This is a genomic window from Mycobacterium sp. Dal123C01 (assembly GCF_052566995.1).
This window is the reverse complement of the sequence record NZ_CP199580.1, coordinates 5,397,563-5,418,895: the sequence shown is the minus strand read 5'-3', so window position 1 is coordinate 5,418,895 and position 21,333 is coordinate 5,397,563. Positions and strand designations below refer to the sequence as shown.

The 21,333-nt window shown below is 64.6% G+C and carries 20 protein-coding genes and 2 pseudogenes; 11 read left to right on the top strand and 11 right to left on the bottom strand.

What is annotated here, in order from left to right; translation table 11 throughout:
- Positions 1–123 precede the first annotated feature (123 nt).
- Positions 124–1,620 (top strand): MFS transporter, encoded by a 1,497-nt coding sequence (locus ACTXG5_RS25310; protein ID WP_445161396.1) that lies wholly within the window; start codon positions 124–126, stop codon positions 1,618–1,620.
- Here the strand turns inward: ACTXG5_RS25310 and ACTXG5_RS25305 are convergent.
- Together ACTXG5_RS25305 and ACTXG5_RS25300 are read right to left on the bottom strand one after the other, a co-directional pair.
- Complete coding sequence (locus ACTXG5_RS25305) at positions 1,617–2,678, bottom strand: NAD(P)-dependent alcohol dehydrogenase (protein WP_445164589.1); 1,062 nt, start codon at positions 2,676–2,678, stop codon at positions 1,617–1,619. The two genes, ACTXG5_RS25310 and ACTXG5_RS25305, sit on opposite strands and share 4 nt — an antisense overlap.
- 134 nt (positions 2,679–2,812) lie before the next feature.
- Positions 2,813–3,519: pseudogene (locus tag ACTXG5_RS25300) on the bottom strand (hypothetical protein).
- Between the two features lie 175 nt (positions 3,520–3,694).
- Here ACTXG5_RS25300 and ACTXG5_RS25295 point away from each other — a divergent pair.
- A pseudogene (locus tag ACTXG5_RS25295) lies at positions 3,695–4,054 on the top strand (catalase); the annotation flags it as partial.
- 119 nt (positions 4,055–4,173) lie between these two features.
- Positions 4,174–5,175, top strand: a complete 1,002-nt coding sequence (locus tag ACTXG5_RS25290) for an alpha/beta hydrolase (protein ID WP_445161395.1) — start codon at positions 4,174–4,176, stop codon at positions 5,173–5,175.
- Here ACTXG5_RS25290 and ACTXG5_RS25285 read toward each other — a convergent pair.
- On the bottom strand, positions 5,068–5,406 hold the full coding sequence (locus ACTXG5_RS25285; protein WP_445161394.1) for a DMT family transporter: 339 nt from the start codon (positions 5,404–5,406) through the stop codon (positions 5,068–5,070). The genes ACTXG5_RS25290 and ACTXG5_RS25285 overlap by 108 nt on opposite strands.
- 48 nt (positions 5,407–5,454) lie before the next feature.
- Between ACTXG5_RS25285 and ACTXG5_RS25280 the strand changes: the two genes are divergently transcribed.
- Positions 5,455–5,874, top strand: coding sequence for a DoxX family protein (locus ACTXG5_RS25280; protein ID WP_445161393.1), 420 nt, complete (start codon positions 5,455–5,457; stop codon positions 5,872–5,874).
- A 39-nt stretch (positions 5,875–5,913) separates the two neighbouring features.
- Here the strand turns inward: ACTXG5_RS25280 and ACTXG5_RS25275 are convergent, their stop codons facing one another.
- Positions 5,914–6,549, bottom strand: a complete 636-nt coding sequence (locus ACTXG5_RS25275; RefSeq protein WP_445161392.1) for an HD domain-containing protein — start codon at positions 6,547–6,549, stop codon at positions 5,914–5,916.
- A 176-nt stretch (positions 6,550–6,725) separates the two neighbouring features.
- Here ACTXG5_RS25275 and ACTXG5_RS25270 point away from each other — a divergent pair, with 176 nt between their 5' ends.
- The gene (locus tag ACTXG5_RS25270; RefSeq protein ID WP_445161391.1) at positions 6,726–7,526 is read left to right on the top strand and encodes an SDR family NAD(P)-dependent oxidoreductase; all 801 of its coding nucleotides are present in this window, start codon (positions 6,726–6,728) and stop codon (positions 7,524–7,526) included.
- Positions 7,526–8,485 carry a phosphotransferase family protein gene (locus tag ACTXG5_RS25265; protein WP_445161390.1) on the top strand — a complete coding sequence of 320 codons (960 nt, stop codon included), beginning with the start codon at positions 7,526–7,528 and terminating at the stop codon, positions 8,483–8,485. The genes ACTXG5_RS25270 and ACTXG5_RS25265 overlap by 1 nt, the downstream gene beginning before the upstream one ends.
- A 16-nt stretch (positions 8,486–8,501) precedes the next feature.
- Here the strand turns inward: ACTXG5_RS25265 and ACTXG5_RS25260 are convergent, their stop codons facing one another.
- Positions 8,502–8,753 carry a hypothetical protein gene (locus tag ACTXG5_RS25260; RefSeq protein ID WP_445161389.1) on the bottom strand — a complete coding sequence of 84 codons (252 nt, stop codon included), beginning with the start codon at positions 8,751–8,753 and terminating at the stop codon, positions 8,502–8,504.
- 195 nt (positions 8,754–8,948) lie between these two features.
- Between ACTXG5_RS25260 and ACTXG5_RS25255 the strand changes: the two genes are divergently transcribed.
- On the top strand, positions 8,949–9,629 hold the full coding sequence (locus tag ACTXG5_RS25255) for an MspA family porin (protein ID WP_445164588.1): 681 nt from the start codon (positions 8,949–8,951) through the stop codon (positions 9,627–9,629).
- A gap of 6 nt (positions 9,630–9,635) precedes the next feature.
- On the opposite strand, the gene ACTXG5_RS25250 is transcribed toward ACTXG5_RS25255, so the two are convergent.
- The 6 genes from ACTXG5_RS25250 to ACTXG5_RS25225 form a co-directional block, all read right to left on the bottom strand.
- Positions 9,636–10,931 carry an acyl-CoA dehydrogenase family protein gene (locus tag ACTXG5_RS25250; protein ID WP_445161388.1) on the bottom strand — a complete coding sequence of 432 codons (1,296 nt, stop codon included), beginning with the start codon at positions 10,929–10,931 and terminating at the stop codon, positions 9,636–9,638.
- Positions 10,932–10,950: 19 nt separating this feature from the next.
- A complete protein-coding gene (locus ACTXG5_RS25245; protein ID WP_445161387.1) occupies positions 10,951–12,093 on the bottom strand; it encodes a CaiB/BaiF CoA transferase family protein in 1,143 nt (380 codons plus the stop codon).
- Complete coding sequence (locus tag ACTXG5_RS25240) at positions 12,090–12,884, bottom strand: enoyl-CoA hydratase/isomerase family protein (protein ID WP_445161386.1); 795 nt, start codon at positions 12,882–12,884, stop codon at positions 12,090–12,092. Before ACTXG5_RS25240 ends, ACTXG5_RS25245 begins: the two co-directional genes overlap by 4 nt.
- The gene (locus ACTXG5_RS25235) at positions 12,881–14,089 is read right to left on the bottom strand and encodes an acetyl-CoA C-acetyltransferase (RefSeq protein ID WP_445164587.1); all 1,209 of its coding nucleotides are present in this window, start codon (positions 14,087–14,089) and stop codon (positions 12,881–12,883) included. The genes ACTXG5_RS25240 and ACTXG5_RS25235 overlap by 4 nt, the downstream gene beginning before the upstream one ends.
- 203 nt (positions 14,090–14,292) lie before the next feature.
- Positions 14,293–15,207 carry a cyclase family protein gene (locus ACTXG5_RS25230; RefSeq protein WP_445161385.1) on the bottom strand — a complete coding sequence of 305 codons (915 nt, stop codon included), beginning with the start codon at positions 15,205–15,207 and terminating at the stop codon, positions 14,293–14,295.
- Between the two features lie 123 nt (positions 15,208–15,330).
- Positions 15,331–16,362, bottom strand: a complete 1,032-nt coding sequence (locus ACTXG5_RS25225; protein WP_445161384.1) for an AraC family transcriptional regulator — start codon at positions 16,360–16,362, stop codon at positions 15,331–15,333.
- Positions 16,363–16,641: 279 nt separating this feature from the next.
- Between ACTXG5_RS25225 and ACTXG5_RS25220 the strand changes: the two genes are divergently transcribed.
- From ACTXG5_RS25220 to ACTXG5_RS25205, 4 genes are read left to right on the top strand one after another with little or no spacing between them, the layout of a single operon-like run.
- A complete protein-coding gene (locus tag ACTXG5_RS25220) occupies positions 16,642–17,823 on the top strand; it encodes an acyl-CoA dehydrogenase family protein (protein WP_445161383.1) in 1,182 nt (393 codons plus the stop codon).
- A 10-nt stretch (positions 17,824–17,833) separates the two neighbouring features.
- A complete protein-coding gene (locus tag ACTXG5_RS25215) occupies positions 17,834–18,559 on the top strand; it encodes an alpha/beta fold hydrolase (RefSeq protein ID WP_445161382.1) in 726 nt (241 codons plus the stop codon).
- Positions 18,560–18,582: 23 nt separating this feature from the next.
- The gene (locus ACTXG5_RS25210; protein ID WP_445161381.1) at positions 18,583–20,175 is read left to right on the top strand and encodes an AMP-binding protein; all 1,593 of its coding nucleotides are present in this window, start codon (positions 18,583–18,585) and stop codon (positions 20,173–20,175) included.
- Between the two features lie 17 nt (positions 20,176–20,192).
- Positions 20,193–21,329 (top strand): flavin-containing monooxygenase, encoded by a 1,137-nt coding sequence (locus ACTXG5_RS25205; RefSeq protein ID WP_445161380.1) that lies wholly within the window; start codon positions 20,193–20,195, stop codon positions 21,327–21,329.
- Positions 21,330–21,333 lie beyond the last annotated feature (4 nt).

Genomic DNA, 21,333 nt, shown 5'->3' with positions numbered 1-21,333 from the left:
AGTTTGTCAGTGACGTTTGCACACGAGGCGCGCAATTGGCGTCTGTCGCGTGAACGTGAGTCCACGCACTGGCGACGAAATGGCGTTGCCGGCGGGGGCGAAGACGGCGCAGAATTCTCTGCTGTGGACCATCCGACGAGCGGTGGAATCGTCGAGCCACGTCAGGTGCCGTTGGCGTCGACCGGTGCGCGCTGGCTGATCGCCGCGGCCGTCCTCGGCTCTGGAGTGGCCATGCTGGACGGCACCGTGGTCAACGTCGCGCTGCCGACCATCGGCCGCGAGCTGGGTGCCGACCTGACCGGCCAGCAGTGGGTCCTCGATGGTTACCTCCTGAGCCTGAGCGCGTTGCTGCTCTCCGGAGGCGCGGCCGGCGACCGCTACGGCCGCCGGCGGGTCTTTCTCGGGGGGCTGGCCGTTTTCACCGTGGCGTCGCTGGCTTGCGGCCTGGCCCCGACCATCGGCTGGTTGATCGGCGCCCGGCTGGTGCAAGGTGTCGGGGCGGCCGCACTAGTGCCCGGCAGCCTCGCCTTGATCGACGCCGGCGTCACCGATGACGACCGCGGCCGCGCGGTGGGAATCTGGGCAGGCATGTCCGGAGTGACGACGGCACTGGGACCGTTCATCGGTGGCTGGCTGGTGGACTCGGCGTCGTGGCGCTGGGTGTTCTACTTGAATGTTCCGCTCGCCGTGGCGGTGGCGTGGATCGCGACCCGCCATGTCCCCGAATCCCGGAATCCCACCGCCTCCGGCCGCCCGGACATCCTCGGAACTGCCGCTATCGCAGCCGGATTAGCCGGGGTGGTCTACGCGCTGATCGAAATTCCCTCTCACGGTTGGACGTTCGCCACCGTGACCGCCGTCATCGTCGGCATAGCAGGGTTGGTTGCCTTCCCGCTGATCGAACAGCGGGTGCAGTCACCGTTCTTGCCTCTCAACCTCTTTCGTTCCCGGCAATTCACCGGCGCCAACCTCACCACCCTGGCCGTGTACACCGCGGTCGGTGGTGCGTTGTTCCTGTTGGTCTTGCAGCTACAACAAAGCCTGCACTACTCCGCGCTACGGAGTGGGCTGGCGACGCTACCCATGACGATCATCATGTTGATTGGTTCGCCGTGGATAGGCGCGCTCGCGCAGCGAACCGGCCCGCGGGTCCCCATGACCGTCGGACCGCTCATCGCCGCACTCGGCGTGGCGTTGATGGCCCGCGTCGTGCCCGGGACGACTTATCTGGGTGCGGTCCTGCCCGCCGTCGTCGTGTTCGGCCTCGGGCTGGCGGTCACCGTGGCGCCGCTGACTTCGGCGGTGCTCTCCGCAGTCCCCGACACCTTTGCCGGCACGGCATCCGGTGTCAACAACGCCATCTCGCGCGTCGCCGGGCTGCTCGCCGTCGCCGTGCTGCCGGTCGCGGCCGGTATCCGCGCGGGCCCCGGCGAACCGCTCGGCCCCGGCTTTTCGCTGGCCATGCTGATCACCGCGGGCGTCTGCCTGATCGGTGGAATCACGGCATGGGTGACCATCCGCACCGGCGCCGACGTCGCGCACCAGGTGCTGCCCGGGATCAACCACGCCTGCCAGGACCCGTCCACCAGACGCCCGAGCCGTGCCCAGGATGCGGCCTAGTAGATGACGACGGCGCGTCCCACCATGTCGCCGCGGCCCAACGCCTCCAAGCTTTCGTTGATGTCGTCGAAATTGACCGGGATGATGTTGTGTTTGATCATGCCTTCGCCGGCGAGGGCGAGGACTTCGGTCAGATCGTTGTAGTTGCCCCAGAAGGATCCGAAGTAGGACTTCTCTCCGCTCACGAAGGGGAACAGCGCCAGCTGCGCGCGCTGTCCGATCAGGCCTACCGAGGTGAGCGCGCCCTCTGTCGCCAGGATCGCAAAGCCAAGCGCCAATGACTCTTCGGCGCCGGCACAGTCCAGTACGGCGTCGACGTCGCGTCGGCCGGTCAGGTCTTCCAGCTCGTTTTGCACATCTTCGGCCGTCTTGTTCCGGGTGTTGACGGTGTGATGGGCGCCGTTTTCCCGTGCCACAGCAAGTTTTTCGTCGTTGCGGGCGAATCCCACCACGGTCGCTCCTCCGCCGAGCAGCCTGGCGTACTGCACGCCGTAGCCGCCGAGCCCGCCGATGCCGTTGACGACCACGGTGCGGCCGGCGCCGAGCTTTCCAGCGGCCAGAAGCTTCTTCATACCGCGATACGGAGTGAGTCCGGCGTCCGTCAGAGGGGCCAGCGTCTCGGGTTTCTGATCGGGGCGCTCCGGTATGCCGATGACGTGGCGGTAGGGCACCGGCGCGTACTCGGCGAAACCACCGGGCGGCCCGAATCCCATCAGTTGTCCGTTGGCGCAGATCTGCTCATTGCCTTCGTGACATTGGCGGCATTGGCCGTCGCCCCAATTCGGGTTGACCACAATCAGGTCGCCCTCCGCCAGGCCGGCCAAGCTTGGCACATCGGCACCCAGCGCTTCGATCCGTCCGGCGACCTCATGCCCCGGGGTAATCGGAAACGTCATCGGGATGCCTTCTTCGAAATAGCCGTCGACCAGTTGGTAATCGCTGCGGCACATGCCGGCGGCGGCCACCTTCACCAGGACCTCATCGGGGCCGAAGTCGGGCACGGCGATCTCTTCGAGCCGCAAAGGCTCGTTGTACCCGTGCATCCGAGCCGCCCGCATCTTCACGACGTTCCCCTTTCTGGCGCGCCATAAGGGCACGCCCGGCTTCGGCGGTTTGAGACATGTTGCGATACAGCCGCTTTGATCCTGACAATGCCAGCAAACAATCGCGCTGACAACAGCTGACGGGGCGCCTAGCTGGTAACCGTCATCTGATCGTCGCCGCTGTCCCACGACCGGATGAACACGTCGATCGGGACTTGCTCGTCGCGGCCCTGCTCGCTGCCGCTGTCGTTGAGGTGCACGATGCCGGCCGCGGTGTCGACACCGGTCACCACCACGGCGTGGTTCGCCTCGGGTTCGCGTCCGAGGGTTTGTCTTCGACGGGGTCACCCCAGATGATTTCGGCGTTGACTGCCGCAATGACCTTGCGGCCTTTGGCCAGATCCTGCTCCAGCGCCACCATGCCGGTCGCGACACCGGTCTTTGCGGCGCTTTCCTTGTCGGTACTTACGGCGCGGATGCCGTAGTGCGCCAACAGCGTCGGCTCATCGTCGAACGAGGTGCCTTCGCCGCTCTTGTGTTTCTTCGGCTTGGTGTAGATCGGTCCGGCGTGAACCGTACTGGGAGTCGATTGAGCCAGCTTCACGATCTGGTGCTCGGATGGCTGCTTGCCGGTCAGCTCACCGACCACGTCGGCCACTGCCATCTCCACGCAGTCGTCGTCGGATTGCTGGTAGCGCCAGAACGGGGCGGCCGCGGTGGGGTCGCCGTAGAACGTGCCCGCGCCGCGGGGTGGGCCGGGAGCGGCTTGAGCACTGCCCACCGCCAACCCCAGCGCGACCGCACCGGTCAGCAGTGCGAGGGCTGCCGTGCGGGCCACGGTCGCAATCCTGATCATCCGGTGTCCTGTTCGACAGGCTTCGCAGTGGTGAAGCGACTATCAGAGAAAGGTTCGCTTAGTGACCTCTACGAATTCTTGGAGTCCTGGTCCGGATGCTGGAGTGCGTTCGCTGGACCTGTTGCATTCGGCGGCCATCGGGAGTGGGATGAGTCGAGAGGAGGCCGGCTGAATCATGGGCAGCAAACGCGATGGAAAACTCACCACGGCGGGCGGTGCGCCGGTGGTGGACAACAACAACGTCCAGACGGCGGGCCCCCGGGGCCCCATGCTCCTGCAGGACGTTTGGTATCTGGAGAAGCTGGCGCACTTTTCCCGCGAACTTATCCCCGAGCGACGCATGCACGCGAAAGGCTCAGGGGCATACGGCACGTTCACCGTCACCAATGACATCACCAAGTACAGCTGCGCAAAGATCTTCTCCGAGGTCGGCAAGAAGACCGAGATGTTTGCGCGATTCTCTGTGGTCGCCGGCGAACGGGGCGCGGCGGACGCGGTACGCGATATCCGCGGGTTCGCCCTCAAGTTCTATACGCCAAAGCCGATCCCGACTATGGTGCCGGAGTCGCAAAGGCGATCGCAGATCTCGGTGTGGCCCAGGGCTAACCGGCGATCCCCGCTCATAATATGACTTCCGCCCAGGTTCGAACCCCGATGCGTTTCGACGTCAGTGACGTGGTCGGGGAGCGGGCATCGTTGGCAGCGACGTACTATCCGCCACGCAACCGCATTGCGGCCCCCGCGGTGCTCGTCTGCCTGCCGGGCGGTACCTACAGCCGCGAGTACTGGGACCTCCACGTTGTCGGCCATAGTGGATACAGCTTCGCTGACTTCGCCACCGAGAACGGTTATGCCGTCCTGACAATCGATCCGTTAGGCACGGGGGAAAGTTCCAAACCCGCGCGTGATTTCGGCTTCAGCGATATCGCGGCCGCACTCGCCTGTGCCGTCGCCGCGCTGCCCACCGCAACAGGCAACCACGCGCCGCCTGTCGCCGTCGCGCATTCGCTGGGCGGTTACCTGGCGATCACTCAGCAGGCGCTGTTTCCCGGTTACGCGGCGCTGGCGATTTTGGGATGTACCAATCAGCATGTCGCGCAGCTGAATCTGGATCCGGCGATCATCGCCAGCGCGGCGACTGCCCACGGCCGTGCGGCGCTTGCGCAGCAGATCCTTTCCGCTCTTCCCGAACCGTATTCCGAAGGCCCCCGCGAGCACATGCAGAGTTGGTTTCACCTTGACGACGTTCCCGCCGACGTCGTAGCAGCCGACTCTGTGACGACGAAGTCGGTGGTACCGCGGGTCTTCGGTACCGCCATGGTCCCCGGCATTGTCGCCGAGCACGCCGCGCTGATCGACGTACCGGTGCTCCTGGGCTTCGGCGCGGTGGACGTCTCACCAGACCCGCGCGCTGAGGCCGGCCTGTATTGCAGTAGCCCCGACGTCACCACGTTCCTATTGGCCGACAGCGCGCACTGTCACAACATGGCATCGAGCCGGCGCCGGCTATGGCAGCGACTGCTCGGCTGGACGCACGTCGTCGTCGCGTCAGTGGGCGCCGGACAGGTTCAACGTGATCACGCCGACGATGATCAGCCCAATGCCGACGACCTTCGCGACCGAGATCGGGGAGCCCAGAAACAGCACCGCGATTAGCACGATGGCCGCCGTGCCGATCGCCGACCACAACGCATAGGCGACGTCTGTCTGCATACCGCGCTGGATCGACCACGCCAAGAGTGTGAACGAGGCGCCGTAGCCGATCAGACAAATCACGGTCGGCCAGAGACGGGTGAAACCTTCGGTGCTCTTGAGCAGGCTGGTCGACGCCACTTCCGTGATGATCGCGCCGAACAGGAGCAGGTACGTGTACGCGCCTCCTTGCATACGGATGTGTCTACACCACCCGTCGGTCGGCGGCCGTACCGTTGCCCTGTGACGACAAAACTCAACCACCGCCTGGACCGCTACACACCGGCCGTGCTGAGCCTGTTCCGGTTGGTCTATGGATTCCTGTTCGCCGGGTACGGCTCGATGCTGTTGTTCGGCTGGCCCGTCCGCCCGAGTGTGCCCGTCGAGGTCGGGGCGTGGCCAGCCTGGTATGCCGGACTCATCGAACTTGTCGCGGGGCTTCTGATTGGTACCGGATTATTCACTCGCGCAGGCGCATTCATCGCTTCCGGCCACATGGCGGTTGCATACTTCTGGATGCATCAGCCGCATTCGCTGTGGCCGATCGGTGATCCACCGGCCGGCAACGGCGGTACGCCGGCGATACTCTTCTGCTTTGGCTTCTTGCTGTTGGTCTTCGTGGGCGGGGGCCGCTATTCGATCGACGCGTGGCGTGGACGCTGATCGGACTCGGTCGACGCTTGGCGTCGACGCCAAGCGGACTCAGTCGCCCCACCGGCCGTGCGACGCCGCGAGTTCCAGCAGCGTGACGCCGTCGGTCTCGCGTTCACGCAGCACTTGGTGGGGAAACGAATAGGGCGGAGCTGCCTCGGGGCTGGACTGTGCCTGCGCGGCGACCGCATCCAGCAGCGTGCGCGCCATCGAAAGCCGGGGATAGCGGGAGTGGATCGCCACGGCGATTTCCTCGTCGATGAATTCGGCATTGCGGCCGAAATCCAGGCCCACACCGCTGCGAACCAGGTGACACAGCGCTCCGAACCGGTCGGCAATGCCCATCGAGGTGTGCAAGGCAATGGCCTCCCACACGCCGTCGACCAGCGTGCGCTCGCAGCCCTGTTCGGTCAGCAGTGTCGCCGCGAGGTCAGCGCCTTCGACTTCGAACCTCGCCTTGCCGGGCGCCGCGGAGCCGACGCCGAGATCGTGGAGCACGCACCCCAAGAACAGGGCGTTCCCGTCGTAGTCCGCGCCCGGGCGCATTCCTTCGTGTGCCGCGACCAGCTCACCGAACAGGTAACTGCGCACGCTGTGGTTGAACACTGACGGCGACTCGGTCGACTGCGCCAACCGGATGGCCGCCTGCGCGACGGAGGTGTCGGGGAGAGCTGAAATGAGCTGCATGGCGAGAACGTTAGGGCCACCGCCGCCATCTTGTGAGTGGCTAGGACGACACGATCCCCACGATTTGAGCCACGATGCCAGGGCGCTGTGCCTATACTTCGGATCGGTCAGCGATAATGGCATTCTCTAGTTTGGAGAAGCCGTTTCCGTTGCCAGGGTGTCCGAGGAGGTCGACGATGAGCGCTAACCAACGGTGCGACGGAATGGTGGCTTTGGTCACGGGAAGCAGCCGGGGGCTGGGCAAAGCGATCGCCGCACGGTTTGCCGCCCGGGGCGCCACGGTCGCGCTGACCGCCCGCACGATGGACCCCGATCCCAAATACCACGGATCCCTGCGCGAGACCCTCGACGAGATCGTCGAGGCGGGCGGTCGGGCCATCGCCGTCCAGGCAGATCTGTCACAAGCCGAGGAACGCGAACGGCTGTTCGGTGAAGTGAGCGACGCCGTCGGCGCCCCCGACATCCTGGTCAACAACGCCGCGGTCACCTTCCTCCGCCCCCTCGACGGTTTTCCCGAGCGGCGCGCCCGGCTGATGATGGAGATGCATGTCCTCGGGCCATTGCATTTGAGCCAGTTGGCGATTCCCGCGATGCGCGACCGCGGGCGGGGCTGGATTCTGAACGTGACCTCGGTTGGTGGCGACTTACCGCCCGGCCCACCATTCTCCGAATTCGACCGAACAGCAGGCTTCGGCATCTACGGCACAGTCAAGGCCGGGCTCAACCGGCTCACCAAAAGCCTTGCCGCAGAACTGTATGACGACGGCATCGCCGTCAACGCCGCCGCCCCGTCCAACCCCGTGGCGACCCCGGGAGCAGGCACCCTCGACCTGGCCAAGACGGACACCGAGGACATCGAACTGATCACCGAGACCGCGTTCCGGTTGTGCACGGGAGATCCGAAAACCCTGACCGGGCGCATCGCCCATACCCAGCCCTTCCTCGCTGAGGTCGGCTGGTTTCAGCCCACCGGCTGATGGTCGAGGTCGACCTCGACGAGCTGCGACAGCGACTCGCGGCTGCCAACGTCACCGACGTCACTGCGCTGGCCGGCGGTGCGTCCAGCTTCACCTTCCGAGGCGCACGATCCGGCAGACCAGTGGTGATCAAGCTCGCCCCGCCAGGCGTTGAGCCGATCGCGCACCGGGATGTGCTGCGGCAGGCTCGCATCATCAAAGCCCTTGCCGCTACTCGGGTTCCGGTTCCCGAGGTGCTGTGGGAGAACCCGGGAGATCCACCGCTGGTCCCTCCGCTGTTTGTGATGTCCCACGTCGAAGGTGACTGCGTCGAGCCGCTGTTCGACGGTTGCCCGCCGACACCCGAGGTGGTCGAGCGCTACCGCAATGCGTGCCGGGCGATGGCCGCGCTGCACAGTGTGTCGCCGAGTGAACTCGGGCTGGATGGGGAACCGGTCATCGATCCGGTCTCAGAAGTCGAGCGCTGGTGTCAGACGTTGCAGACTGTCGATGTGGCGCTGGTTCCCGGCTGGCAAGGCGTCCGCGACGCGTTGTTGCGCTGCGCGCCAACGGCTGTCGGGCCCAGCGTTGTGCATGGTGACTTCCGGCTGGGCAACCTGATGGCCGTCGGAGCGAGCGTCAACGCGGTGATCGATTGGGAGATCTGGTCGATCGGTGATCCGCGTATCGACGCGGGCTGGTTCCTGATCAACTGCGACCCGGATACCTACCGACGCGTCCCGGCCGCCGACGGTATGGCACCGCCGATCGCCGAACTTGCCGAGATCTACCAGCACGAGCTGGGGCACGAGGTCGCCGACCTGGCCTGGTTTTGCGCGCTGGCCTGTTTCAAGTCGGCGGCGACGTGGTCGCTGATCGTCAAGCACAATCGCCGACGGCGCGCTCCACGGGAGGAATTGGAAGCCATGGCGTCCACGCTGCCGCGGCTATTGAGTCGCGCCCGGTCGATCGTGGACTAAGGCGACGGAAGGTCGCTTAGCCGCACCGGACAAAAATATTTTGGCAATACATTCCGAAACCGTCCCAGTTCTTCTCGGACGGACGGCCTCGGTCGGCCGGATTCGTATAGATGGAGGGAGCGTCGATCGTCTCCAACTGGTTGAGTGTCGGCGGCTGCGGCGGGGGAGTCGGGCCCGGGGCCGCCTGCGCCACGCCGGTAGCGCCCACCAGCGCCACGACGCTGATCGCACCGGCGAGCAGCCCGCGAGCGTACGAACGAGTTTTCATCGCCGCCCTCTCTGTCGTCTGCGGTGCATCATTGCCGCAATTCTAGCGATTTCGCCGGCTGCCTGGGGAAATGCCAGCGTGCCGAACGCACATCGCATATGAGTTACAAACTCAACACAACTTTACTCGGCTGGCCAGCAAATTACGCTGCTTGGAGATCGCGGCACATAGCTTGTTGCCGTGAGGCCGATTGCCCTGGTCGTACGTCGTGGTGCGGTGCTTGCCGTTTGCCTTGCCATGTCCGTGATCGTGGCTCCGGCGGCGGGTGGTGACCCGGAGGCTGAGCCCGTTGCCGCTTCGGCACCGAACGACGGGCGGGTGCCCTCGAATCCTCCGGCAACCGTCAATACACCCGACGGCTGGATCCTCGGGCTCGGCGCCAAGGACGAGATGCAAGCCCCCGTGGCACCGTTGACCACCGCCGTCTCGTCTCGGGAATACCTCTCGAGCGGAATATTCGTCGGTTCGCTAAGGGGCCCCGAACTGGCGCAGGGCCTCCTCGAAGTGGGTTACGAGATCGGTTGTGGAATCGACATGAGCACGTCCAATGGCGTCGAGTTGGGCGGTAATGCCGGGCTCACCCCGTCGCTCGGCTTCACGGGCGCGTTTCCCATACCAGGAAACTTGCTGCCGGTGATTTCCGCCCCGGTGGGCGGCTCGATCAACGTGGGACTCAAGCCCGGCTTCGTGATCGTGGTCCCGGTCACCAAAAAACAGTTCAGGGGCTCTAACCCGTGGGTGATGATCAGCAACTTCCACGTCAAGATCGACGGTTGCGTGGGCCAGTCGTTCATTCGGTCCTACGCAACGCTGACCCGGTCGACGGATCTCTCCGACGTGGTGCTGTCCTACGTCGGCGTGACCACAGCGGTGTGATCGCGGCTAGTGGCGGGGGATCCCCGCCAGTTTGTCGGCGAACTTGGCCTCGGCGGCCGCGCGCAACCGCAGCAGGTGTTCGGAGGGAAACAGATCGGGTGCGGGCTCGCGGTCTTTGAGCAGCAGCCGGGCCAGCGTCACCTTGTGCACTTCGGTCGGGCCGTCGGCAAGACCGAGGACAAAGGACTCCACCAGGTATTGCACGAACGGCATTTCATGCGTGGTGCCCAACGATCCGTGCAGCTGAAGCGCCCGCGCCGACACATCGTGCAGCACCTTCTGCATCATCGCCTTGACCGCCGAGATGTCGGCGCGCACCGCCTTGTAGTCGTTGAATTGGTCGATCTTCCACGCGGTCTGGAGAGTCAGCAGCCGAAACGCCTCGATCTCCATCCATGAGTCGGCGACCATCTCCTGCACGAGTTGCTTGTTGGAGAGCACCTCGCCCTGGGTATAGCGCGACACGGCCCGCTCGCAGATCATGTCGAAGATCCGGCGAACCAAGCCGACCGTGCGCATCGCGTGATGGATGCGACCACCGCCGAGCCGGGTTTGCGCCACCACGAAAGCCCCACCGCGCGGGCCCAGCATGTGATCGGCCGGCACCCGCACGTTTTCGTAGCGGACGTAGCCTTCGCGCCCGCCGCCGACGGGCTGATACCCCAGTCCGACATCGCGCATCACGTTGATACCAGGCGTGTCGCCGGGGACGACGAACATCGAGTAACGCTGATAGGGAGGTGCGTCGGGATCGGTCATCGCCATCACGATGATGAACGAGGCCATCGAGGCGAACGACGAGAACCACTTCTCCCCGTTGATGATCCAGTGATCGCCGTCGGGCACCGCGGACGTGGTGAAGACCTTCGGGTCGGCGCCGCCCTGCGGCTCGGTCATCGAGAAACAGGAGATGATGCGGTTGTCCAGCAACGGCTCGAGGTAGCGAGCTTTGAGCTCGGGTGTGCCGTAGCGCGCGAGGATCTCGCTGTTGCCGGAATCGGGTGCCTGCGACCCGAACACGATCGGTGCGCACTCCGAGCGGCCCAGAATCTCGTTGAGCAGAGCCAGTTTCACCTGACCGAAGCCCGGGCCGCCCAGATGCGGACCGAGGTGCGTGGCCCACAGCCCGCGCTGCTTCACGATCTCCTGCAGTGGCGGGATCAGCGCCTGGCGCACCGGATCGTTGAGATCGTGCGACTCCTTGACAATCAGGTCGATCGGCTCGCACTCGGTGCGCACGAAGTCCTCGACCCATTCGAGTTGTTGCGCCCACTCCGGATCAGTGGAGAAATCCCATGACATCTGTCGTCCCCTTCGTTGGTCAGTGCGAGCTGCTTTGCGCCACCACGCCGCCGTCGACGAGTGCGGTGACCGCGGTCTCGTCGAATCCCATCTCACGCAGCAACGCGTGCGTGTGATCACCCGGCAACGACGGCGACGAGGGCGCATCGGGTCGGGTGCGTGAGAAGCGTGGAGCCGGCGCGGGCTGAGTGATCCCGTCGACGTCGATGAAGGTGTCCCGGGCGACAAGGTGCGGATGACGCGGTGCCTCCGATAGCGAAAGTACCGGCGTGGCACAACATCCCGGGGAGTCGAGGAGTCGTTCCCACTCGTCGCGAGACTTCTCGGCGAAGCGCGCCGCCAGCACCGCGCGGTGTGCGGCCCAGGCGGCCGGCTCGTCGTCGTCATGAGGCACGTCGACGCCAAGGCGATCGCAGAGTTCGGTGTAGAACTTGGGTTCCATCGCGCCGACGGCGATGTGACGCCCGTCGGCGGTGGCATACGCGCCGTAGAAATGCGCGGCACCGTCGAGGAGGTTGTCCTGACGGCGGTCGCGCCACGTGCCGGCGGGCACCATCCCGAAGTACGGTGCCAGCAGGGTTGCGACGCCGTCGACCATCGCGACGTCGAGCACCTGACCTGCACCCGACTCGCGGGCCTCGAGGATCGCGCTGAGTAGACCCACCGCGAGCAGCATGCCGCCGCCGCCGTAGTCCCCGACCAAATTGAGTGGCGGAATTGGTGATTCGGCGGTGCCGATGCCGTGCAGGGCGCCGGCCAGCGCGAGGTAGTTGATGTCGTGGCCGGCGTGGCCCGCCAGCGGTCCGTCCTGCCCATAGCCGGTCATGCGGGCGTAGACAAGACGCGGATTATGGTTTTGCAGCGCATCGGGGCCAATGCCCAGCCGCTCGGCCACGCCTGGGCGGTACACGTCGACGAAGGCGTCGGCGTCGGCGACCAGCTGGAAGACGAGGTCCCTGCCCCGGGGATCCTTGACGTCGGCGGCAAGCGACCGCTGGCTACGGCGGACCGTGTAGTCGATGGGGAGTGGGCCGTCGACACCGGCAAGGGGATCGACGCGGATGACGTCTGCGCCTAGGTCTCCCAACAACATCCCGCAGAAAGGCGCGGGCCCCAGGCCGCCCATCATCACGATGCGGACCCCGTTGAGCGGACCGCTCACTGGCTCTGTCCCGAAGACCACTTTTGCCGGCGCGCGGCGGCTTCCTCGGTGGCATGCGAGATCACTTGGTTGCGGTTCTCCAGTTCCAGCGCCGAGGAGAGGTTTGGCGCGTCGGTGTTGACTTGAAGCGCGCGTTTGGTCAGTTGCACGCCCAGCGGCGCGAGATCTGCGATCAGCGACGCCAACTCGAGCGCCCGGTCGGTGAGCCGATCCGGCTCGACGACCTCGCTGATCAGACCGCGCCGATCGGCTTCGGTCGCCGACACCGTGCGGCCGGTGAGCATCCAGTCGGCCGCGACACTGGTACCGACGATGCGCGGCAGGTGATAGCTCATGCCCATCTCGGCGCCCGACAACCCGAGCAGGATCGCAGCGTTGCCGAACGATGCCGTGGCCGAACAGATCCGAATGTCTGACGCAAGGCACAACGCGAAGCCCGCTCCGACGCACGGGCCGTTGACCGCGGCGATGACGGGCGCAGGCAGCGCGCGGAGCGCCTCGGCCAGGCCGGCCATCCTCTCCTGAAACCGCATTCGTTCCAATGCGGGGGCGGTGGCCTCGAGCATGCCGGGTCCGAAGTCACGGATATCGATTCCGGCGCAAAAGCCCCGCCCGGCGCCCGTGAGGACGACGGCGCGCGCCGAGTCGTCGCCGGCTAAATCGCCCAGTACCTGGGTCAATTCAGTTTGCATGGCCGCGTTGATCGCGTTGAGGCGCTCGGGGCGGTTCAGCCGCAGGATGACGACGCCCTCGCGCGGCCGGTCGAGCTCGAGCGTGCCCGGCACGGTCACACCCGCTCGATGATCGTCGCGGTGCCCATGCCGCCACCGGTGCACATCGTCACCAGTCCTGTTGTCAGATCCCGACGTTCGAGCTCGTCGAGGATGCTCCCGATGAGCATGGCGCCGGTGGCGCCGATCGGGTGGCCGAGGGCTATCGCGCCTCCGTTGACGTTGACCAGGTCGGGATCGATCTCGAGGTCGCGGATCGTCTTGAGCGGGACGGCGGCAAAGGCTTCGTTGATCTCCCACAGGTCGATGTCCGCGACGGTCATGCCGGCGCGCTGCAGGCAGCGCTGCGCCGCCGGTCCGGGTGCGGTCAGCATGATGATCGGATCGCTGCCGATCGCGGCGGTGGCCCGAACCTGCGCTCGCGGTGTTACGCCGTTGGCGTGCGCCCAATTCGGGGAAGCGAGTAACACGGCGGCCGCACCGTCGACCACCCCGGACGAGTTGCCCGCATGGTGAACGTGGTCGATGTGGTCGATGCTGGGATAGCGCTCGAGACAGATCTCGTCGAACGTGCGTTGCTCACCGTCGGCACATGTGGCGCCCATCGCCGCAAAAGCCGGCCGCAGCCGCGCCAGCGTCTCGGTGGATGTTCCGGGGCGAGGGTGTTCGTCACGTGCGAATGCGCCGTCGGGCGTGTCCACTTCGACCAGCGAGCGATCGAATCTTCCCTCGTCGATCGCATCAGCGGCCCGGCTCTGGCTTTGCGCCGCGTAGGCGTCGACGACCTCGCGGGTGAAGCCCTCGAGGGTCGCGATGAGATCTGCCGAAATTCCCTGCGGCACCGTAGGATACAGCGCGCGCAGGTCCGCATTGTTGCCGTCGATCGTCGGCACTCCGGCCGTGACGTCCCACCGGGACATCGATTCGACTCCGCCGGCGACCACCAGATCCTCACTACCGGCGGCGATCGCCGACGCCGCTACGGTGACGGCCTGCTGACCCGATCCGCAGAAGCGGTTCAGCGTCATTCCCGGCACGGTCTCCGGCCAGCCGGCCAACAGCACCGACAGGCGCGCGATGTCGTCGCCGTGGTCACCGCTGAGAATGCCGTTGCCGACAATCACGTCATCGACGTTCACCGGCTCGAAGCCGGTGCGCTTGGCCAGGGCCGTCAGGCAACTGGCCAACAACATCTGCGGATGTACGTTGTGCAATCCACCGTCCGGGCGGCCCCGCCCACGGGGCGTGCGTACCGCGTCGAGAATCCAGGCGTCGATGTTGGGCTCCGATCGTCGTGCAAGAGGGTCGACTCACACCTCATCAACCCCGTCAATGCACTGCTGATAGTAATGCGTCTCTCGACTGGGGAGAATAACCCTCTCCAAAAAGGCGAAGCTGTTCTCGGTCCCGTCGGATTATCGCCGCCTTGGCGTGGCTTGGTCGACGAACGCGGAGCAATGAGAGGGGTTCACTTGATCGCGATCGGGGTGGTCGGCGAGCCGACCGCATTGCTGATGTGCAGTGGTGGGGCGACGAACATGAAGCTCCACGTGCCATCGGCCGCGCAGTCTTGCGACAGGGTTTCCAGATCGAGGATCTCGGCCAGCGGCATGCCCATGTCACGGATCAGGATGCAGTGCAGCGGCAGCATCATCGCCGTCTGACTTGGGATGACCTCGATGGCCCAGTTATCGGCACCGACCGCGGCGACTCGGCGGTCATGCAGCCAGCGTGGGCAGTCGATACCCAACCCGGGCTCGGCGTCCATCCAGCCGTCTTTCCCCTCGGTCGCCAGGCGCTGTCTCCAACCGGTGCGGACCAGGAGGAAGTCGCCATCACCGACGGTGACACCCTGCGCGCGTTCGGCTTCTTCGAGATCGGCCGCGGTGATCGCGGTGCCCGGCATCAACCAATCGACACCATGCAGTCGTGCGATGTCGAGCAGTACGCCCCGACCGACGATTCGATCGCTGAAAGCATCGACCGCCAATTGCCCGGCGCCGTTGAGCGTGCTGACTTGCTCGGTGCCGTAACCGTTATACAGTTTGCCGTCGTAGCCGATGTGCGACAGAGCATCCCATTGAGTGCCGGACTGCAACGGCATCATGATCCAGTCGTCGGCCACCTGCATGCCGTCGCGATCCCAGTCGCCGGGTTGTACGGACATCAGGTGTACCGGATTGACCCGACCAATGAATCCATTTTGAGGGCCGTCCTTTCCGACGGGAATGCTCAACTGGAACACCTTGCCGGTGCGGATCTCGCGGGCAGCCGCCTGAATATGAGCGGCAGTAACCAGGTTCAGTGTGCCGATCTGATCGGCCGGCCCCCACCGTCCCCAGTTGGAGAGCTCTTGGCCGAGGGTCCTGAAGTCGACAGTCATGATTGCAACCTAGGGTGACGAGGGACTGGTTTGAACAACGTGAACAGAAGACGCACGGTTCGGGACGCGTAACGAACATGCATGGGGTAGAGGAACATTGGGGCGCAGCCACCGGGCTGGCGGCTACGCCGTGACGGCGCGTGCTGGAGTCCTGAGCTGCGAGACGGGGATTGCCCGTCGCGACCGACGTAGCGTGGCCGCCGGCTTTTCGCCGTACCGGGCGGCGTGTGCGGCGGCGAACCGTCCGGGATTGGTGTATCCCCAGTGCCTGGCGATCGAGGCCACGGTGTCGACCGAGGGATCGGACTCAAGCAGCTCCTGATGTGCGCGGCTCAACCGGACCTGCCGAAGGTAAGTCATCGGAGACATGCCCATATGGCGAAGGAAACTCTGCTGCAGGGCGCGTGAGCTGACATGACATTCAGCCGCCAGGGAGGTGACCGTCAGCGGCAGATGCGGCTCCGACTCGATGATGTCCACTGCAGGACGAATAGCTTGGGGGGCAACAAGTTTAGTCTGCTCTGCGAGAGCGCACCGATACGGGTGGTCCGCCGCGAGTAGCAGTGCATGCAGCAAGCTGTCCACGAATGGCAGGGCCACAAGCGGTTGACTCAGCGCGCTGTCGGCGCGGAAGAGCTCTTGAGCGAACACGCTGAACATATGCATCCAGCTGCGCGCCGCGCCCTTGCCGGTGGCCATGCACGGCTTGAACTCGATCTGTGTTGTCAGTTGCCGTCCGAGCGCTTCGCTGAGAACGTCCTCGAGGGCATTCCGATTCACCCGCAACGACAGCATTCGACAGCCTGCTCGCCACCGGGGAACATTGAGTTCTCCCTCGGGTAAGAGAATCGTTGCCACCCCGGGCTCATAGCTAATCGAGTAGCCCCGGTGTACCAACTCCATTTTTCCCGATGCAAGAACATTGACTTGGTAGAACGGCCGGTCGTTGGTGCAGCGGATCCAGGTATCCACGTTGAGGGTGAGGTCAAGCACGGTTATCGGTCCGAGCGTTCCCGCACGTTGGCTCAATAAGAACGGCTTGGTGGGGTCAAAAGCCCCAACCGCTTGTAGACATGGAAAGAATTTGGCGACCTGATTCAACGAGTCGGTGACTTTGCGTTCGGCAATATTCGGCGGTCTGTCTTTCTCGCCCATTTCGAACTCCGCTTCTCCTGCTTCGTATTCCGCTGACCGGACTACTCGGGCATTCGCGGCGGGTGCTTGTACGGATCGCTAATGTGGCGGACGTCACATTAATGACATTGCAAACCGGGATTACCGGCCCCGGTGAGAGCCCGTGCATCGGTACGCGTAGCAAAGTGTCTCAAACGTTGCGCGAACTGTACTGGTTAGAGGTCTCGCGGCTCTAGCGGCTCTAGCCTTGCTGTGAAAGCGTTATCCGACAACGGATTTCGTATACGCGATCGGAGTGAGATGACAACCACGTCAACGCAATGTCACGCAGCGCATGAGGAATTGTTGGCGAATGCGGTGCGATTGCAGCCACTGCTTCGCGAAAGCACGTTGGCAAGTGAAGCCACGCGCAGACTGCCAAACGAGGCAATTGATGCCCTGACCGATGCCGGCTTTTTCCGCTTGCTTAAGCCGCGTCGGTTCGGCGGCTTGCACGCCCGGCAACGGACGGTGCTCGAGGTCACCGAAACGCTCGGCCAGGCAAATGCATCAGCGGCGTGGCTGGTGAGCATCGGAGCTGGGGCCGCTGTCGTGGCGAGGCACGGGTCGGAGCTGGCCCAATCCGAGATCTTCAGCTCGCCCGATTCCCGGATCGCCGGCGGACTGGCCCCGGGTAGGGCGCGCCGCGTCGATGGCGGGTTCTCGGTCAGCGGAAGCTGGTCGTATGCATCGGGAGCTCCGCATGCCGACTGGGCGTCAATCGGTGTCATCGTGCCCGGTGGCGACGATGGCGACGTCGAGTCCTTCCTGTGCTTCGTGCCGGCGTCCGAGGTGCGACTGCGCGACACCTGGCACACAGTCGGCATGCGCGGCACCGCAAGCCAAACATTGTTGGCAGAAGAGGTTTTCGTGCCGGAGCACCGGGCGATCCCACTCGGCACACTGACGAACGGACGGATGTCGGGAAGCGATTCCGAACATGAGCTTCCGTTGGCTCCGACGGCTGCCCTCCTTTTGGTAGGGCCGTTGCTCGGTCTGGGCCAAGCGGCCGCGGACTTGGTGCTGAAGACGGCTCCGTCGAAGTCGCTGGCGAACACATTCTTTGTCCATCAAAGTGATTCGGCGGGCGTGCAGATACAGGTTGCCGAGGCGCAGCTCAAGCTGCGCACCGCCAGACTGCACGCCTACGAGGTCGCCGACGCATTGGACGCGGGCGAGATGGTCAGCGACGACGCGGGATACCCGCTGCGGGCCCAGGCGCGCGCGCAGTGTGGCTACGCCGCCCGGCAAGTGCTCGAGGCGATACAGATCCTGATCAACGTCCATGGCTCGGGCAGCTTCGCCGATTCCAGTGCAATGCAGCAATATTGGCGCGACGCCAATGTCGCTGCGCGACACGCCGCGCTGAACACTTATGTCGGTTACGAGATCTACGGCAAGTCACTGCTGGGCGTGCCGGAACGCATCGCCCCGCTGGTGTGAGGAGGTAAGGATGTCGACTTTCGTTTTGGTTCACGGAGCATGCCGTGACGGCTCGGCCTGGGGCCGCGTTATCGAACGCCTGAATAACCTGGGCCACAAAGCATTCGGTCCGACAGTGGCTGGTCACGGGCGAGCTGCGGGTAAAGCCGTGACCCATGCCGAGTCGACGCGGTCCATCGTGGATTTCATCGTCGATAACGGGCTGACCGACATCGTGCTAGTCGGTCACAGCTACGGTGGCACCGTCATCAGCAAGGTTGCCGAGTCGATTCCGGAACGCATTCGGCGACTGGTGTTCTACAGCGGATTCGTGCTCAACGACGGCGAATGCATGCTGGACGCTTTTCCACCGGTCCAGCGCGGCGCACTGGCGCAGTTGGCGGCCGAGTCGTCCGACAACACCGTGACGCTGCCCTTTGAGTTGTGGCGAGAGGCTTTCATCAACGACGCGGACTTGGAAACGGCACGCTGGGCCTACGACCAACTCTCGCCCGAACCGTTCCAACAGCTTCTCGAACCCCTAGACCTGAAGAAGTTCTACTCACTGAACACGCCGAAAAGCTACCTGGTGTGCACCGATGACACGGTGATGCCGCCCGGTGAGTGGGCGTGGCATCCGCGAATGTCCAGCCGGCTCGGGTTGCACCGACTCGTCCAAATGCCGGGCAGCCACGAGGTCGTCTTCTCCAACCCACTTGCTCTGGCCGACAAGATCATCGAAGCCGGCCGAGACTGAACCACCCTTAATGCGGAGGAATCATGAATTTTGTCAGTCCGTTTCCCGACGTCGTCATCCCGGACACCAGTGTGTACGACTACGTTTTCGGTGACCTCGATGATGCCGACGGCGATCGCGTCGCCCTTGTCGAAACCGCAACCGGAACCGAACTCAGCTACGGCGGGCTGGTCACCCGTATCGAATGCTGCGCCGCCGCGTTGATTCAACGCGGAATCGGTGTCGGGGACGTGGTGGGTCTGCTGTCGCCCAACAGTTCGGCGTTCGCGGCCGCCGTGCACGGAATTCTGCGGGCGGGCGCGACGGCAACGACCATGAATGTGTTGGCCACCGTGGACGAGATCGCCCGTCAGTTACGGGATTCGGGCGCCCGACTGTTGATCGCGGCCACACGATTGCGGACGCAGGCCGAGGAGGCGGCGACCGCGGTGGGCCTTTCCAGCGGTGATGTGCTGCTTCTCGATGATGACGATCTCATCATCCCAACGGGCAACGGCTGTCCGAAGGTTGACTTCGATCCCGCGACACACGTGGCGGTACTTCCCTTCAGCTCGGGCACCACCGGAAAGCCCAAAGGGGTGAAGCTGACCCATCGCAATCTCGTCGCTAACGTAGCCCAACTTCACCCACTCTCGGGCGCGGGCCCCGATGAGACACTCCTCGCGGTGGTTCCGTTCTTTCACAGCTACGGATTGACCGGGCTCTTGTGTGCCGCGCTGCGGGACCGGGCCCGGCTGATCGTCATGCCGGCTTTCGACCTGGGCGAGTTTCTGGCTGCCATCCAGAAATACCGCTGCACACAGGCCTATATCGCGCCGCCGGTGGCCGTGGCGTTGGCCAAGGACCCGATGGTTGATTCCTTTGACCTGTCGTCCTTGCACACCCTCACCTCGGCGGCCGCGCCGCTGGACGAGGAACTGGCCAAGGTGGTGATGGATCGACTCGGATGCCGCATTGTGCAGGCGTACGGCATGACCGAACTAAGCCCCGCCAGCCACGCGATTCCGCTGGAAGGCCGGCATCCCGCGGGCAGGGCGGCTCCGCTGAGCTCATGCGGGTGGACGGTGCCGAACTCGGAGAGCAAGCTCGTCGACATCGAGACGGGGGCCGAAATACCGCTTCCTTCTTCTGGCTTGAGTGAGCCAGGTGAGCTGTGCTTTCGCGGACCCAACGTGATGGCGGGCTATTTGGGAAACGATGCCGCGACCGCGGAGATCATCGACGCCGACGGCTTTCTGCATACCGGTGATTTGGCGCGGGTGGACGCCGAAGGCTGCGTGTACATCGTGGAACGGCTCAAGGAGCTGATCAAGTACAAGGGTTATCAGGTCGCACCCGCCGAACTGGAAGCGCTGCTGTTGACCCACCCGGGCGTCGCCGATGTCGCGGTTGTCGGTGTCATCAACAATGTCTCGGGCGAAGAAATTCCGAAAGCGTTCGTGGTCAGGCAGGGCGAGGTCGCGGTATCAAAAGATCAGATCATCGACTTCGTTGCCCGAAAAGTGGCGCCCTACAAAAAGATTCGTCAGGTCGAGTTCGTCGACAAGATCCCGAAGTCGCCGACGGGCAAGATTCTGCGCAAGGATCTGCGCTCACGGACCCCGCGATCCGCTTGAACGAAAGCTCACACCATATGCGTGACCGTGGCGTCGTGATCGTCGGTGCCGGCCCGGCGGGAATCTCTGCGGCACTGAGCCTTCGCGACCTGGGCACCCGGTCGCTCGTTCTCGAGCGGGGCGCTGACGTGGCGGCAGCGTGGCGCGGCCGGTACGACCGGCTCAAACTCAACACCGGTCGGCAATTCTCACACCTGCCGGGACGGCGCTACCCGAAAGGCACTCCGCTCTATCCGAGCCGCGATCACGTCGTCGGGCACTTCGAAAGGCATGTCCGCGAAGAGGGCGTCGAGCTACGGGTCAACACCGCGGTAGAGCGGATCGACCGGCACCGGTCGGGATGGTTGGTGTGCACATCCAACGGCGAGATCGAGGCCCGACAGGTCGTGGTCGCCACCGGATATCTACACACCCCGGTCATACCGAACTGGCCGGGTAGCTTCGCCGGTGAGTTGTCGCATTCGTACACCTACCGCAATCCGGCGCCGTTCGCCGGCAAGCGAGTACTGGTTGTCGGATCGGGATCGTCGGGTATGGAGATCGCCCACGATCTGAGCACCGCTGCGGCCGCGAAGGTTTGGCTGTCGGTGCGCACTGCACCGAACATCATGCCGCGCAACGCTCCTGCCGGACTTCCCAATGATCTTCTCTCAATCCCGTTGTACCACTTGACGGTACGATTATCCGATCGGATCGCGACCGCTGCCCGCCTTCGGGCGTTCGGCGATCTCAGCGAGTTCGGTCTGCCGATTCCCGCAGAGGGTCCGTTCGCCAGAGCGCATCGACTGCACGTTGCGCCGACCATCGTCGATGCCGAGGTCATCGACGCTATCCGCGAGGGGTCGGTCGAGGTTGTCGGTGCTGTGACCGCGTTCGAAGGAAGCGACGTAGTGCTTGGCGGAGGTAGCAGGAAAGGCAGCAGAATCAGCCCCGACGTGGTCATCGCGGCGACGGGTTACCGGACGGGACTGGAGCCGTTGGCCGGCCATCTGGGTGTGCTCACTGCCGACGGTGTGCCCATTGAGTTGTCGCCGTCATCCGCTGCCGAAGGCCTGTACTTCCACGGGATTTTGACCCGGCCCGCGTTGATCGGTCATGTGGCCAAACAATCGCGCGCGCTCGCGAAACGCATCGCCGGTGCCGATCGGCGTTGACGCC

Excerpts from the sequence above, each read along its gene's own strand:
- ACTXG5_RS25305 (WP_445164589.1), bottom strand. The coding sequence starts at position 2,678 with ATGCGGGCGGCTCGGATGCACGGGTACAACGAGCCTTTGCGGCTCGAA.
- ACTXG5_RS25205 (WP_445161380.1), top strand. The coding sequence starts at position 20,193 with ATGCGTGACCGTGGCGTCGTGATCGTCGGTGCCGGCCCGGCGGGAATC.
- ACTXG5_RS25285 (WP_445161394.1), bottom strand. The coding sequence starts at position 5,406 with ATGCAAGGAGGCGCGTACACGTACCTGCTCCTGTTCGGCGCGATCATC.
- ACTXG5_RS25265 (WP_445161390.1), top strand. The coding sequence starts at position 7,526 with ATGGTCGAGGTCGACCTCGACGAGCTGCGACAGCGACTCGCGGCTGCC.
- ACTXG5_RS25210 (WP_445161381.1), top strand. The coding sequence starts at position 18,583 with ATGAATTTTGTCAGTCCGTTTCCCGACGTCGTCATCCCGGACACCAGT.
- ACTXG5_RS25270 (WP_445161391.1), top strand. The coding sequence starts at position 6,726 with ATGAGCGCTAACCAACGGTGCGACGGAATGGTGGCTTTGGTCACGGGA.
- ACTXG5_RS25260 (WP_445161389.1), bottom strand. The coding sequence starts at position 8,753 with ATGAAAACTCGTTCGTACGCTCGCGGGCTGCTCGCCGGTGCGATCAGC.
- ACTXG5_RS25250 (WP_445161388.1), bottom strand. The coding sequence starts at position 10,931 with ATGTCATGGGATTTCTCCACTGATCCGGAGTGGGCGCAACAACTCGAA.
- ACTXG5_RS25215 (WP_445161382.1), top strand. The coding sequence starts at position 17,834 with ATGTCGACTTTCGTTTTGGTTCACGGAGCATGCCGTGACGGCTCGGCC.
- ACTXG5_RS25230 (WP_445161385.1), bottom strand. The coding sequence starts at position 15,207 with ATGACTGTCGACTTCAGGACCCTCGGCCAAGAGCTCTCCAACTGGGGA.
- ACTXG5_RS25275 (WP_445161392.1), bottom strand. The coding sequence starts at position 6,549 with ATGCAGCTCATTTCAGCTCTCCCCGACACCTCCGTCGCGCAGGCGGCC.
- ACTXG5_RS25220 (WP_445161383.1), top strand. The coding sequence starts at position 16,642 with ATGACAACCACGTCAACGCAATGTCACGCAGCGCATGAGGAATTGTTG.
- ACTXG5_RS25225 (WP_445161384.1), bottom strand. The coding sequence starts at position 16,362 with ATGGGCGAGAAAGACAGACCGCCGAATATTGCCGAACGCAAAGTCACC.
- ACTXG5_RS25290 (WP_445161395.1), top strand. The coding sequence starts at position 4,174 with ATGCGTTTCGACGTCAGTGACGTGGTCGGGGAGCGGGCATCGTTGGCA.